We start from the raw sequence: 14059 nt of genomic DNA, 5'->3' as shown, positions 1-14059 counted from the left end.
GGTAAAGCCTCAGGATTGGGACACTAGCCGTAAAGTGCGGCGGCCCGGGCTTCAAACGCGCGCACGATCCGCTGCATTGCTTCGTTGAATACAACGCCAATGATGCCTTGCAGGATGGCATTCTTGAATTCGAAGTCCACATGGAAAGTGATATTGCAGCCGCCATCCGGGGCGTCCTCGAACTGCCAGTCGGACTTCATGTATTTGAACGGACCATCCAGGTATTCGGTATCGATCCTTTTCTGATCCGCAAACAAAGTCACGCGGCTGCCAAAACGCTCGCGAAAGACTTTGAAAGAGATGACCAGATCGGCCTCCATCACCTGCGCTTCTCCAACAGCAAAGGTCTTGCGGACCCGCGCCGCGGCACACCATGGCAGGAATTCCGGATATTTGGCCACATCGGCAACCAGATCATACATCTGCTGAGCGGTGTAAGGCAGGTGGCGGTTTTCCGAATGAATGGGCATGGCGTCCGGTATTTGCAGGTGACAATGGCGCGTCATGTCGTATGTTGCGCGCCAAAGATCAAGGGGGCAGCAATGAGCGACCGCGCATATGTGATAGATGAGATGATCTCGGCCAAGGCGATTGCCGCGCGGATCGAAGAGCTCTGTCGCGAGATCACCGATGAGTTTGGCGGTACGGACAAGCTTGTCGTTGTTGGCTTGCTGCGCGGCAGCTTCGTGTTCATCGCCGACCTGGTGCGGGAACTGGACTTGCCGATCGAGGTCGATTTTCTCGAGGCATCCTCGTATGGAGACTCGATGGAAAGCAGCCGGGAAGTGCGCATTCTCAAAGACTTGCGCGGCGCAATTGAAGGCCGGGACGTGTTGGTTGTCGAAGACATCGTCGACACGGGCCACACCCTGAACCATGTCACCCACCTGCTGCTGAGCCGGAAACCCAAACGACTGAAGTCTATTGCTTTGCTGGACAAGCCCAGCCGGCGCGAGGTTGACTTCCGCTCGGACTGGATCGGGTTCGAAATTCCGGATGAATTTGTCGTGGGGTACGGGATCGATTACGCACAGCGTAACCGCAACCTGCCTTTCATCGGCAAGGTTCGTTTTGTCGAGAACTGACCGAGGACCGTACGGAGCCTCGCCGTGTTCTGCGCAGTTCAGGTGGGGCCTACAAGCTAGTATTCGGCGTAATATTTCAGGGTCTTTCAATTGCTGTATTGCGTGCTTGGCTTGTTGTTCAGGAAATCTGTGACTAACCCCTGAAATGTCTACTGTACGAAAAGTCAATAAATTCAAGCAACCGAATATCAATGGACAATGTGCTCAACCGCAGACTACCCTTAGAAGAACAAAGGAGGTTTCTGCTAATGAAAGTGTCGTCTATTGGTCTTGTGGCTGCCTTTACAGTCGCTCTGACAACTGGTTTTGCGGATGCAAAAGATAACAAAGGCAAAGCAAAAGGTGCGGACAAATCCAAAGTCGAAAAGGCGATAAAATCCAATAATGGCGTCGCTGTTCCGCCCGGGCAGGTAAAGCGTTATACGCGAGGCCAAAAACTACCGAAAGATCTGCAATTCGACTACTTGGATGACCTTGATGGCTGGAAGTTGAAACCGTTACCTCCCGGTCAGAGATACGTCCGCGTGGATGACGAAATTTTGTCGATCTCAGACGACACACAAACCGTCATTGAGGCCGTGGGAATTGTCAGCGATTTGGTGAATTGAGCGATCAACCAACCAGTGAGCGAATTGCAGCCGAAAAAACCGTGGCACCAACCGGGATCAGCGCATCCGGGAAATCGTAGTCGGGATTGTGCAGTTGCGGGTGATCGGCCCCTGCCCCAAGCCAGAACATCGCCGTTTTCGCCGCTTTGCCGAACTGCCCAAAATCCTCAGAAAATTTCTGCGGCTCGGAAGTAATCTGGTAGGCCACATTCCGAGACGCGCAGGCGTCGGAAAGGATTTTGACCGCCTCGGTGTCGTTCGTGCACGCCTCGAAGATGTCATCATAGGTAATTTCGACCTGCAGCCCTGCTTTGTTTGCCGCTCGTCCGACCAGCGTCTCGGCCTCTTCGACCAGATTTTTCATCCGCCCATCCGAAACGGTTCTTAAGGTCACCCAGATTTCCGCCTGCCCAGGAGCGACGCCAAAAGTCTGCTCGCCCAAGCTGGCATGCGTCACGGTTGTCAGGGCAAAATCATCGGTCAGCGGACCGCCTGTCCCCAACCCGGCCAGTTCCGGCAACAACCAAGCAAGCGCACCGATCGGCGAAATCCCGTCCTCGGGCGCGGCGGCATGTGAGGTTTTTCCCGTCAGAACCACCCGCATACCGCGCGAGGCGCAGTTGGCCGAGCGCCGGCAGATTTCGACATGACCCAGCTCAAGCCCGGGCAGATTGTGCAGCGAAAACACATAATCCGGGGAAAACTCAGAAAACCTCGGATCGGCCCGATAAGCGGCGGCACCCTTTCCCGTCTCTTCCGCGGGTTGAAAGATCAGAACCAAACGACCGGATTTTGGCGGGTTATCTCTGAGGTCTTGGGCCACGCCCAGCACCATTGCCATATGGCCGTCATGCCCGCACAAATGACCTTTGCCCGCGACCCGCGAAACGTAAGGCGCGCTCGAAAGCTCCTGAATAGGAAGCCCGTCTAGTTCGCACCTGATTGCAACACAGGGCCCCGGATGGCCGCTGTCATATACTGCTGCTACGCCATGGCCGCCGATATCAGTCAGAACACGACCCGCACCAAGAGACCGCAGCAGGTCGGCAACCCGAGCGGCCGTTTTTTGTTCCTCACCGGACAGTTCCGGAAATTGATGCAATTCGTGTCGCAGCGCGGTCAGACGCGACAGGGTTTCAGGTTTCACCCTTGCTCCAGCTTCTTTTGGCGCGCGGCGCGCAGCTGTGCGAAGTCATCCCCTGCGTGGTACGAAGATCGCGTCAGCGGAGTGGCCGAAACCATCAGGAACCCTTTGCCATAAGCCGCCTTTTCGTATGAAGCGAATTCTTCGGGCGTGACAAACCGATCCACACCATGGTGTTTGGGCGTGGGTTGCAGGTATTGACCGATGGTCAGAAAGTCGATGTCGGCAGCACGCATGTCATCCATGACCTGCCGTACTTGCTGCTCGTCTTCTCCCAACCCGACCATGATGCCCGATTTGGTGAAGATCGAGGGATCCAGTTCCTTGACCCGTTGCAACAGACGCAATGAATGGAAGTACCGGGCACCAGGGCGCACTTCGGGATAAAGACCCGGGACCGTTTCCAGATTGTGGTTGAATACATCTGGCTTGGCCTCGACAACAACTTCCAGAACTCCCGGATCACACTTCAGAAAATCTGGTGTCAGAATCTCGATCGTCGTTTTGGGCGAACGATGGCGCACAGCCCGAATGGTCTGGGCGAAGTGATCCGCCCCGCCATCTTCAAGATCATCACGATCGACCGAGGTGATGACAACGTGGTTCAGTCCCAACTTCTCGACTGCATGTGCAACGCGCCCCGGTTCGAACACATCCAGAGTGTCCGGCCGTCCGGTTGCGATGTTGCAGAAGGTGCATCCGCGCGTGCAGATGTCACCCATGATCATCATGGTGGCGTGGCCCTGGCTCCAGCATTCGCCGACATTGGGACAACCGGCTTCTTCACACACCGTGACAAGGTTGTTGTCCCGCATGATCCGCCTGGTGTCGGCGTATCCTTTGCCACCCGGCGCCTTCACCCGAATCCAGCTTGGCTTTTTCGGCTGAGCGTTGTCGGGGCGATGCGCTTTTTCAGGGTGGCGTTGTTCGGGAATCTTCAGATCACGCACGGCTCGGTATCCTGACTTTGGGTCAATTTTCTTTCCCTAACATAGTCCGCATGGCCGATCTACACCACAGGTGCATAGCCGCCATGCTTCCAATTGATGCAGGCGCAGCATCCTCTAAACCGATTTATGTTAAAACTTTCAATTCCAGTGGCTTCCGATGGCATCCGCCAACCGTGCAAATGCAGAATAACGGTCATTGAATGCGATTTGGAACTGTTTTAGATCACCCCTCAATCGGACTTGAATCACAGGAATACGACTATGAAAACCGGTGCAAAACTCCCTGACGTCACCTTCCACACCCGCGTTCGCGACGAAGCCATCGGGGGACCAAACCCGTTCCGCTGGGAAGACAAAACCACGGCTGACTATTTTGCCGGCAAGCGCGTCATCCTGTTTTCGCTTCCGGGTGCATTTACGCCCACATGCTCGACCTACCAATTGCCTGGATTCGAAAACGGCCATGCCGACTTCGCCGCCCAAGGTATCGACGAGATTTACTGCATGTCTGTCAATGACAGCTTTGTCATGAATAAATGGGCACAGGATCAGGGCCTGAAAAACGTCAAGGTCATCCCGGACGGTTCGGGTGAGTTCACCCGCAAAATGGGAATGCTGGTCGACAAGGACAATCTGGGCTTTGGCATGCGTTCGTGGCGCTATGCAGCCATTGTCAATAACGGTGTGGTCGAAGCGTGGTTCGAAGAGCCCGGCCTGATGGATAACTGCCCCGAGGACCCCTATGGCGTTTCGTCGCCCGAGACCCTGATGGCGCATCTGAGCGAAGCGAAAGAGCCAGCACTGGCCTAAGTCCGAAAGTTGAGAAGGCCCGCCCAAGTCGGGCCTTTTTCTTATTCGCGGGTCGCGGTCACGATCTCTTCGCCGACCTGTCTGATTACACCGGCCAGTTTGTCGAACCAGTCCTCTCCGGTTGTGGATTTTCGACGTACCAATCCCACGGTCCGTGCCGGTTGTGGTGCCCCGAACCGCATGAGTTGTAACCCCGGCACGGCCTCGGTTTCAGAACGGGCGGCCAGTTCGGGCATCAAAGTCAGGCCAAATCCCTCGGCCACCAGTCGCGACAGGGTCGCCAGAGAAGACGCGCCCATATTGATCAAACCGCTGCTTCTGTCCTGCCCACACACGTCCAGCGCCTGATCCGTCAGACAATGGCCGTCTTCCAACAGCATCAGTTGCGCAGTCTGCAGATCGACAGGTCGCAGGGTTTCCGGATTATCCGCCAGTCTCTGTACGCGGGCCGCGCTGCCTGCCAGCAGAAACCTGTCCTCGAACAAGGGCAGTTCAAACAATTCGCTACCGCCCGACGGAAGCGCCATCAGCCCAGCGTCAATTTCACCGCCCCGCAACATGTTCAGCAAGCGTTCGGTTCGGGCTTCGCGAATCTGAACGCGCAACGACACGTCTGCTGATCTCAGACCAGCCAGAACTCCGGGCAACAGATACGGTGCAATAGTCGGAATGATGCCGATCGACAGGGACCGGTGCCCGCCCGAGTGATCCCTTGCAAACTGATCCAGCCTGTCCGCAGCGCCAAGCACCTGGCGGGCGTGTTCAAGAACGTCCCGACCCAGCGGGGTCAGCAGGATGTCCCGGGCTTGACGTTCGAACAATGTACCGCCCAGTGTTTCCTCGAGCGTTTTGATCTGCACGGACAAAGCCGGCTGCGACACATGACAAATTTGTGCCGCACGCCCAAAGTTCCGCTGTTCTGCAACAGCCCTTAAATACTGCAACTGCCGGAGGGTGAAGTTCATAATCATTGATTATCACTTACCCCAACCAACGCAAGACTCTCATATCGCGTAGACGGCCGATCATCCGATCATGCGATTGAGCCCGGCCTGCGTTTCATAGTGACGTTTGAGACGTTGCAGCGCGATGCGCAGCACGATCTTTCCAGACCGGGCAGACCATCCCATACGTTTTTCGGCCAATTCCAACCCTTCAAGGTAACAACAGCACCGCAACGCCACATCACTCAAGCCCGGCCCTAGGTCCGACAGTGCCCGCGCGACGCGATCCCGTGCATCCGACGATCCGTTTCCAACTTGGGGGCTGTTTCCGAAAGAACCACGTCCACCGCCTGTCAGATACAGGTCCCAGTTCTGCGCCACTTTTGGTCCGATCTGGGCAAGTTCGAAGTCCTCGCGCAGACGCTCACCTGCGGCGACCAGAGTTTCGTCCAGGAAAAGCTTGCCGTCCCGATCGCGCCTGCGGGCCAGCGCGATTGACGGGCTTTCAGTGGCGCTATACCGGATTCGCCGGGCGCGCTCGGGCTGGGATGCAGTCGTGTTGCCCGAAGCCGAGTGCGCCTGAAACGACGCCTGCGCTTCGGCCATGCCAAGATCATTCCCGGCGCGGGCCTTGTTTTCCGCCTGGGCAATTAGACGGGTCAGAGCCGCCCGTCCTTGCGCCGTAATTCGGTACCGTGAAATCCGACCCGGGTTGTCGCAGTTGATCCAGTCCTTCAGCGCAAGCGCCTGGGCGATCCGGCAATCAACTACTGCGGTCCGGGTGGCAGCGCTGTTGCCGGTATCGCGGACAACGACGGCCTTGTCCATTTCTTCGGCGACCGCCAGTACCGCTCCGGTTTCGCAACGCCTGCGCAAAACCCTGAGAGCTTCGCGGGTGAACTCCTCATCCCGGGCGGCGGCCAACCCCTCGGGCGTCCCGTCTGAAACATCGGAACTGAAACCAGGGCTGACTTTGGATTCAGAGAAATGTGTCTCGGCCAGAGACTGAAGCGCTGCGTCCACAAGGGGGTCATCCCGGCGCGTCTCGATCCGACTGATCTGCCTTAGAATCGTCGAAGCATGGCACCCTGCTGTTCGCGCAATTTCTCGGATCGACCGGCCGGTTTCCGTGTGATCCAGATAACGTTGCGCGCCTTCCGGCACCCATGCCGGAACAGTGAAAGCCACGTTGTTTTCCATAGTCATTTGTCCTCGCCGACAAGAAATTCTGTCTAAGATCACCCTCGGAATATGAGTTAACCAATTCTAACTAGGGTTTCTTTCGTTACTCGTTCGTTAACCCCTGAAGGCGAAAACCAGATTTGATACAAATTTGATAAACACTCATGAAAGCAACGTGCGGCGCGAATATCAAAAAAGATTCTACTCGCTTAGGTTGTGACACAATCAGCCTCTCAAAATAAATGTTACGGAGCCCGAGAATGCAGGACCTGATGACAATGATCGCGACGCTACGCCGCCCGCGCCTGTTGACTCGCGCGGCCAACTTCGGGGCGCAGGAGTACAACCGTGACCGGCATCTCCAACGTATTCTGGGATACGGATCACTACCCGGAACCGGTGCGGCCCTTTTGCGATTGATGGATATGGAGAAGGAAATAGAGGCGCAACGACAGAGCTAAGACGCCGCCTATTCACTGGTACGGCATCTGGATCTGCTGATTGCGATTTCAGGCGAGGCGCAGCTGTATCAGGCCAGCCGCGCCGCGCAGTTTCAGTAATCTATCAGGTGAAGGCGTCCGGCATCGAGGCATTCTTTTCCGCCACATAAGCATTCAGCGCTTCGTTGATTGCCGGGTCGAGTTGCGGCTGCTGGTAATTGGCCAGCAGGTGCTCGACCCGAGCCGAGGCCAGTTGCCTCGTGTCGCGCCCACCTTCGTCTTCCCAGGTCTCGTAGGGCTTGTAATCCAGCAGGTCAGACTTCCAGAACGCTTCTTTGAAGTTCGCCTGTGTGTGGGCACAGCCCAGATAGTGACCGCCGGGTCCAACTTCACGGATGGCTTCCATGGCTTGCGCGTTTTCGTCATAGGCAACGCCTTTGGCCAGGTGGTGAAGAACACCCAACTGGTCAGCGTCCATGACGAATTTTTCAAAGTCGGCAACCAGACCGCCTTCGAGCCAGCCACAGGAATGCAGCATGAAGTTCACACCGGCCATCAGCCCCATGTTCAGCGAATTCGACGTCTCATAAGCCGCCTGCGCATCCGGCAGTTTCGAGCCGCAGAATGAGCCGGCCGAGCGGTAGGGCAAGTTAAGCCGCCGCGCCAGCTGACCGGCACCATAGGTGATATGCGCGGCCTCCGGCGTACCAAAGGTTGGTGCACCCGAGTTCATGTCGATCGAAGTAACAAACGCGCCGAAGATCGCAGGTGCACCCGGGCGGATGATCTGGCTGTAGGCAACACCCGCCAGAACCTCGGCCAGAACCTGAGTCAGTGTGCCGGCTACCGAAACAGGCGCCATCGCGCCGCCTACGATGAAGGGCGAGATGATGCAGGCCTGGTTGTTTTTCGCGTAAACTTCAAGCGACCCCATCATCACATCGTCAAAGGTCATCGGCGAGTTGATGTTGGTCAGCGAGGTCATGACCGTGTTTTCCTGAACGAACTCTTTGCCGAACAGGATTTCACACATTTCTACCGAATCCTGCGCGCGGCTGGGATCAGTGACCGATCCCATGAACGGCTTGTCCGACAGGGTCATGTGCGCCATCAGCATATCCAGATGGCGTTTGTTGACCGGAATGTCGGTCGGCTCGCACACGGTGCCGCCCGAATGGTGCAGCCACTTGGACATATAGGCCAGCTTCACGAACTTGTTGAAGTCATCCATGGTCGCGTAGCGGCGGCCGCCCTGCGCGTCGCGCACAAACGGCGGGCCATAGACCGGGGCCAGAACCATATTTCGGCCGCCGATGACAACCGATTTTCCCGGGTCGCGCGCGTGTTGCGTGAACTGGCTGGGCGCGGTCTTGATCAGTTGGCGGGCCAGTCCGCGCGGGATGCGCACACGCTCGCCATCCACATCCGCACCGGCCTCTTTCCAGCGTTCCAGAGCGGCGGGATTGTCGACGAAGTTAACGCCGACCTCTTCCAGAATGGTCTCGGCGTTGGTCTCGATGATTTCCAACGCTTCTTCGTTGAGAATCTCGAAGTTGGGAATATTGCGCTCAATGTACTTGGCGGTTTCGATCCGAACCGCAGTGCGCTCTGCCCGGCGGGCGGCTCCGCCCCCACCGCGACTCCGGCGACGTGCTGATGCTTCAGCCATTTGCTTTCCCCATACTCAGGTAATTTCAGATTGTGTTCCTATTTATCGTGACAACTGTTCGGAACATTGGAAGATAACGGCCATTGGAACATAAAAGCGACATAGTTTGTGCCCCGGATCAACGTCAGCTTTCGGTAAATCGAACCGCTCGAAAGGAATTATGAGATAGAGATGAAGAGGCCAAAGTGCGCGTTTCACCCCCGCGATTTTAGAATCCCTGCCTCGCACGCCTGCCAAAGCTGATAGACCAGCAGCGTCAGCCCAAGGTGGCAAGCATCCCCCGTCATCATCGCAACCTGCACTTCCGACCTGATCTGCACGACGACGATGACCTTACACTTGCGAAATTCCCGTGCTTGGCCTATGGCGCGGACATGAGTGATACATCCCATGACCGCCTTCTGATCATCGACTTTGGCAGCCAGGTTACGCAGCTGATCGCTCGTCGCCTGCGCGAACTGAATGTCTATTGCGAAATTCACCCCTATCAGAATGTCACGATGGAGTTTGTTCGGGAAATGGCCCCCCGGGCCGTAATCTTCTCGGGCGGTCCTGACAGTGTGACGCGGGAAGGTTCTCCGCGCGCGCCGCAAGAGATCTTTGACTACGGTGTTCCGATCCTCGGCATCTGTTATGGCCAACAGGTGATGATGCACCAACTGGGCGGCAAAGTCGAAAGCGGGCACGGCACAGCGGAATTCGGACGCGCCTTTGTCACGCCCAAAGGGCAGTTGGATATCCTGAATGGATGGTTTGCCGACGGTGACGAGCAGGTCTGGATGAGCCATGGAGACCATGTCAGCAAAATCGCCCCCGGCTTTGAGGTGTTCGGCACCTCGCCCAACGCGCCATTTGCGATTACTGCCGACACCGATCGCCATTTCTATGCTGTGCAGTTCCACCCCGAGGTGCACCACACGCCCAAGGGCGCAAAGCTGTACGAGAATTTCGTGAAACTGGCAGGTTTCAGCGGCGACTGGACCATGGGCGCCTACCGCGAGCAAATGATCGAAAAGATTCGCGAGCAGGTTGGCGACAAGAAGGTCATCTGCGGCCTGTCCGGCGGTGTAGACAGCTCTGTAGCCGCAATCCTGATTCACGAAGCGATCGGCGATCAGCTGACCTGCGTCTTTGTCGATCACGGTCTGCTGCGCAAAAACGAGGCTCAAGAAGTCGTCGGCATGTTCCGAGACAACTACAACATCCAACTGATTCATGCGGATGAGAGCCAGTTGTTCCTGGGTGAACTCGAAGGCCAGAGCGATCCGGAAACCAAACGCAAGATCATCGGCAAGCTGTTCATCGATGTGTTCCAGAAACACGCCGACACCATTGATGGGGCCGAGTTTCTGGCTCAGGGGACGCTGTATCCCGACGTAATTGAATCGGTGTCTTTCTCGGGCGGCCCGTCAGTGACCATCAAATCGCACCACAATGTGGGCGGGTTGCCAGAAAAGATGGGCCTGAAGCTGGTCGAACCCCTGCGCGAACTGTTCAAGGACGAGGTCCGCGCGCTGGGCCGGGAACTGGGCCTGCCGCAGAGTTTCATCGGTCGCCACCCCTTCCCCGGCCCCGGCCTGGCGATTCGGTGCCCCGGCGAAATCACCCGCGAAAAGCTGGCGATTCTGCGCGAAGCCGACGCAGTTTACATCGACCAGATTCGCAAACACGGGCTGTATGACGACATCTGGCAGGCATTTGTGGCCATTCTTCCCGTTCGCACGGTCGGTGTGATGGGCGACGGACGCACCTACGACTATGCCTGTGCGCTTCGTGCCGTAACGTCAGTGGATGGAATGACAGCGGATTATTATCCGTTCAGCCATGAATTCCTTGGCGAAACGGCCACTCGGATCATAAACGAAGTCAAAGGCATCAACCGCTGCACTTATGACATTACATCCAAACCGCCGGGTACAATCGAATGGGAATGACAAAAAGCCGGGTCCACCCCGGCTTTTCTGTTTATTTCCCTTGGAATTTTTTGTTCCTTTTCAAGCGCATGATCCACTAACATCATGGACTTGACGTGAACGGGACCAAAACTCAGACGGGCAAAGCTGCCCTATGGATGACGGGTGCGATTGCATCCTTTTCGTCAATGGCCGTCGCCGGGCGCGAACTGAGCCTGTTTCACGACACCTTCGAAATCATGATGTATCGCAGCATCGTAGGCTTTGCGATCGTTGCAACCGTACTGACCCTGACAGCCAATTGGCATCAGGTTACAGCCCAACGACTTGGGCTTCACGCCCTGCGAAATACGCTGCATTTCACGGGTCAGAATCTGTGGTTCTACGCGGTTGGTGTTATTCCGCTGGCGCAGGTCTTTGCTCTGGAATTCACCCAGCCGATCTGGGTTATCCTGCTTTCCCCACTGCTGCTGCGCGAGCGTCTGACCGCGTTGAAAATGCTGTCCGCTTTGATAGGATTTGCCGGAATCCTGCTTGTCACGCGCCCCGGTGCCGCCCCGCTTAGCCCGGGTCTTATTATGGCCGCCGCGTCTGCTGTTTTCTTTGCGTTTACAACGATTACCACCAAGAAACTCACACAGACCGCTCAGATCGGCTGCATTGTTTTCTGGCTCACCGCGATGCAAGGCGTACTGGGTTTTGCTGCCGCTGGTCTTGATGGCGAGATCGGGCTGCCAAGCGTACAGACCGCGCCCTATTTGGTGCTGGTCGGCATAGCCGGCTTGCTGGCGCATTTCTGCATCACCAACGCGCTGGCGATTGCACCTGCCACCGTGGTCATCCCGTTTGACTTTGCCAGGCTGCCGACCATCGCCATCGTCGGCATGGTCCTCTACTCCGAACCTTTGGATCAATGGACGCTTGTGGGGGCGGCTGTTATTTTTTCTGGGATATTTCTGAATGTCTGGTCCGAGAATCGTAACAGTTTGGCAACAGTCAGTCAGGATAGTCGCAGCCAGTAACGCACCGTCACCGATTGACGTTAAAACAAACGAAAAGCGAGTATCCGCAAATCTTACTACCGGGGCTCGCTCTGCCATTCACTCAACCCAAGCAGAGCGACTGTTATGAGGCAAACAGGGAGGAATACATGAAGAGAGCGCTACTACAGGCGTGCATGATATGTGCCGGTGCATCAGCCGCGCAGGCTGGGGGGCTGGACCGAAGCGGACAGGGTATCAACCTTATTTTCGAAAAAGGTACGGTTGCCCAATTCCGTTTGGGGTATACCGACCCAAGCGTCAGCGGCACCATGCCCAGCTTGAATCCTGCTACCCTTGGCCAGCCTGTTGATTCAGGCGATGTTGCCAACAGTTTCTTCACACCCCACCTCGGCTTCAAAACGTCACTGACCGACAAGCTTGATTTTGCGGTCATGTACGATCAGCCGTTCGGGGCGGACATTTCATACGCAAGCAATTACCCGTTGTCATTGAACCCAATTCCGGGCGGCCGTTCCGGTGTTCTGGAAGCAACGGCTGATACCGACGCCATCACGGCGCTGTTGCGCTACAAGTTCGACGGTGGCTTCAGCGCCATCGGTGGTATTCGCGCTCAACGTGTTGAGGCGTCCGTTACCGTTCCGCTCGCCGCCGGATATGAAGTGGACACCGATGCCGATATCGCGTTTGGCTACGTGGTTGGCGTGGCGTGGGAGAAGCCCGAGATCGCGGCGCGCGTAGCACTGACCTACAACTCGAAGATCAGCCATGACTGGTCGCAGACAGAATCGCTGAACCCACCGCCATTTCCCCCGATAACACCGGGAACCGTGGCAACATTCGACACGTCGAGCGAGATTGAAACACCGCAGTCCGTAAACCTGGACTTCCAGACCGGTGTGGCGCCTAAGACCCTTCTGTTTGGCTCGATTCGCTGGGTCGACTGGCCACAGCTGGTATATAACCCGCCAAACTATCCGCCGACCTCGAACCTGGTCGATTACGACGAAGCCACGTTCACCTACTCTCTTGGTCTGGGATATCAGTTCTCGGAAGAATTCTCTGGAGCTGTGACACTGGGCTACGAATCCTCGTCGGGCAATCCGGTTTCCAACCTAGGGCCGACCGACGGGTTCTGGAGCATTGGCCTGGGCGGAACCTACTCGCTTGAAAAGGCCAAAATCTCGGGCGGCGTTCGCTACACCGATATCGGCGACGCGACCGCAGACGGCGCAGGACCATTGGCACGGGCAGACTTCTCGGGCAACAGTGCGTGGAGCGTGGGCTTCCAGATCACATACGCTCTGGACTGATCGCCAAGACACGGAATTGACCCCGCATGACGTGCGGGGTCTTTTTTTCGCAGGATCCGGGTCGTCGTGCACGTCCGGACGTGCGAACACAAACCATGACTTCTCAAAAACATTTCTCCGCCCGCGCCTGGTCCGAACTTTGTCTGTTGGGCCTGATTTGGGGCGCATCCTTCGTTGCCATTCGTATCGCGCTGGATTCGGTGCCTTTCGTGACCTCAGTTCTGCATCGGGTGTTCTGGGCAATGCTGGTGCTTTGGGCTGTGGTTTGGTTTCAACGGCTTCCCGTTCCCCGTAACCCACGCATCTGGGGGGCGTTTTTGATCATGGGTCTGCTGAACAATGCCATTCCGTTTTCGCTGATGGCATGGGGGCAGCTTTATGTGACATCCGGTTTGACGTCGATATTGAATGCCGCAACCGCCATTTTCGGCGTGATCGTGGCGGCACTATGCTTCAACGACGAACGTTTGACGCCAGCTCGTATCGTTGGCGTTGCGCTTGGCTTTGCAGGCGTCACTATCGCCATTGGACTTCAAAATTTCACAAGTTTCTCACTGCAAAGCACGGCACAGATCGCGATTGTCGCGGGAACAGTCTCCTACGCTCTGGCCGGGGCATGGGCCAGGGCAACCCTGTCCGACCTGCCGCCACAAGTCGCCGCGGCTGGAATGCTGACGGCATCGACGATTTTGATACTTCCGTTCGCTCTGTTTCTGGATGGTATCCCGACGCTTGCCCTGCCCGTTTCCGCATGGGTGGCAATCGGGTATTACGCATTGATTGCTACTGCCGGGGCCTACCTGCTGTATTACCGGATCCTGGCGATGGCAGGCAGCGGAAACCTGATGCTGGTGACATTGATAATTCCGCCTGTCGCCATCGTGCTGGGGGCAGTTATTCGCGGCGAAACGCTACAGCCCAATGCGTTTGCGGGATTTGCCGTGCTGGCACTGGGCCTGCTGATCCTCAACCGCTCAGGTCCGCGAGATTGACGCCGCTC

14 protein-coding genes and 1 pseudogene are annotated in these 14059 nt (G+C 56.7%); 8 read left to right on the top strand and 7 right to left on the bottom strand.

Annotation, left to right across the window (positions count from 1 at the left end; genetic code table 11):
- Positions 1-23 precede the first annotated feature (23 nt).
- Positions 24-470, bottom strand: coding sequence for a type II toxin-antitoxin system RatA family toxin (locus ACR0FE_RS00835; RefSeq protein ID WP_480910295.1), 447 nt, complete (start codon positions 468-470; stop codon positions 24-26).
- Between the two features lie 72 nt (positions 471-542).
- Here ACR0FE_RS00835 and hpt point away from each other — a divergent pair, with 72 nt between their 5' ends.
- Both hpt and ACR0FE_RS00825 read left to right on the top strand, forming a co-directional pair.
- Positions 543-1085: a hypoxanthine phosphoribosyltransferase gene (gene hpt / locus ACR0FE_RS00830; RefSeq protein ID WP_170616748.1), complete on the top strand. Its 543-nt coding sequence runs from the start codon at positions 543-545 to the stop codon at positions 1083-1085.
- A gap of 248 nt (positions 1086-1333) precedes the next feature.
- Positions 1334-1693: a hypothetical protein gene (locus tag ACR0FE_RS00825; protein ID WP_170616745.1), complete on the top strand. Its 360-nt coding sequence runs from the start codon at positions 1334-1336 to the stop codon at positions 1691-1693.
- Positions 1694-1697: 4 nt separating this feature from the next.
- Here ACR0FE_RS00825 and ACR0FE_RS00820 read toward each other — a convergent pair whose 3' ends face one another.
- Positions 1698-2840, bottom strand: a complete 1143-nt coding sequence (locus tag ACR0FE_RS00820; protein WP_480910293.1) for an amidohydrolase — start codon at positions 2838-2840, stop codon at positions 1698-1700.
- Positions 2837-3787, bottom strand: a complete 951-nt coding sequence (gene lipA, locus ACR0FE_RS00815; RefSeq protein ID WP_480910291.1) for a lipoyl synthase — start codon at positions 3785-3787, stop codon at positions 2837-2839. The genes ACR0FE_RS00820 and lipA overlap by 4 nt, the downstream gene beginning before the upstream one ends.
- A gap of 261 nt (positions 3788-4048) precedes the next feature.
- Between lipA and ACR0FE_RS00810 the strand changes: the two genes are divergently transcribed.
- Positions 4049-4597 carry a peroxiredoxin gene (locus ACR0FE_RS00810; RefSeq protein ID WP_170616739.1) on the top strand — a complete coding sequence of 183 codons (549 nt, stop codon included), beginning with the start codon at positions 4049-4051 and terminating at the stop codon, positions 4595-4597.
- A 41-nt stretch (positions 4598-4638) separates the two neighbouring features.
- Here ACR0FE_RS00810 and ACR0FE_RS00805 read toward each other — a convergent pair whose 3' ends face one another.
- Both ACR0FE_RS00805 and ACR0FE_RS00800 read right to left on the bottom strand, forming a co-directional pair.
- Positions 4639-5562 carry a LysR substrate-binding domain-containing protein gene (locus ACR0FE_RS00805; RefSeq protein WP_480910290.1) on the bottom strand — a complete coding sequence of 308 codons (924 nt, stop codon included), beginning with the start codon at positions 5560-5562 and terminating at the stop codon, positions 4639-4641.
- Between the two features lie 60 nt (positions 5563-5622).
- A complete protein-coding gene (locus tag ACR0FE_RS00800) occupies positions 5623-6741 on the bottom strand; it encodes a DUF6456 domain-containing protein (RefSeq protein WP_480911370.1) in 1119 nt (372 codons plus the stop codon).
- Between the two features lie 224 nt (positions 6742-6965).
- On the opposite strand from ACR0FE_RS00800, the pseudogene ACR0FE_RS00795 reads away from it, so the two are divergent.
- Positions 6966-7283, top strand: a pseudogene (locus tag ACR0FE_RS00795) (DUF6477 family protein).
- Positions 7284-7287: 4 nt separating this feature from the next.
- Here ACR0FE_RS00795 and ACR0FE_RS00790 read toward each other — a convergent pair.
- Positions 7288-8832 carry a trimethylamine methyltransferase family protein gene (locus ACR0FE_RS00790; RefSeq protein WP_480910288.1) on the bottom strand — a complete coding sequence of 515 codons (1545 nt, stop codon included), beginning with the start codon at positions 8830-8832 and terminating at the stop codon, positions 7288-7290.
- A 194-nt stretch (positions 8833-9026) separates the two neighbouring features.
- Positions 9027-9224, bottom strand: coding sequence for a hypothetical protein (locus ACR0FE_RS00785; RefSeq protein WP_170676842.1), 198 nt, complete (start codon positions 9222-9224; stop codon positions 9027-9029).
- Here ACR0FE_RS00785 and guaA point away from each other — a divergent pair.
- The 4 genes from guaA (at position 9207) to ACR0FE_RS00765 (ending at position 14051) form a co-directional block, all read left to right on the top strand.
- On the top strand, positions 9207-10766 hold the full coding sequence (guaA, locus tag ACR0FE_RS00780; RefSeq protein ID WP_480910286.1) for a glutamine-hydrolyzing GMP synthase: 1560 nt from the start codon (positions 9207-9209) through the stop codon (positions 10764-10766). The genes ACR0FE_RS00785 and guaA overlap by 18 nt on opposite strands.
- A 95-nt stretch (positions 10767-10861) precedes the next feature.
- Positions 10862-11767, top strand: coding sequence for a DMT family transporter (locus ACR0FE_RS00775; RefSeq protein WP_480910284.1), 906 nt, complete (start codon positions 10862-10864; stop codon positions 11765-11767).
- A gap of 128 nt (positions 11768-11895) precedes the next feature.
- Positions 11896-13059 carry an OmpP1/FadL family transporter gene (locus ACR0FE_RS00770; RefSeq protein WP_480910282.1) on the top strand — a complete coding sequence of 388 codons (1164 nt, stop codon included), beginning with the start codon at positions 11896-11898 and terminating at the stop codon, positions 13057-13059.
- Positions 13060-13154: 95 nt separating this feature from the next.
- Positions 13155-14051, top strand: a complete 897-nt coding sequence (locus ACR0FE_RS00765; protein WP_480910281.1) for a DMT family transporter — start codon at positions 13155-13157, stop codon at positions 14049-14051.
- Positions 14052-14059 lie beyond the last annotated feature (8 nt).

This window comes from Ruegeria sp. K7, from assembly GCF_056531785.1.
The sequence above is the reverse complement of the archived record's forward strand: the minus strand, read 5'-3'. Positions and strand labels throughout refer to the sequence as shown.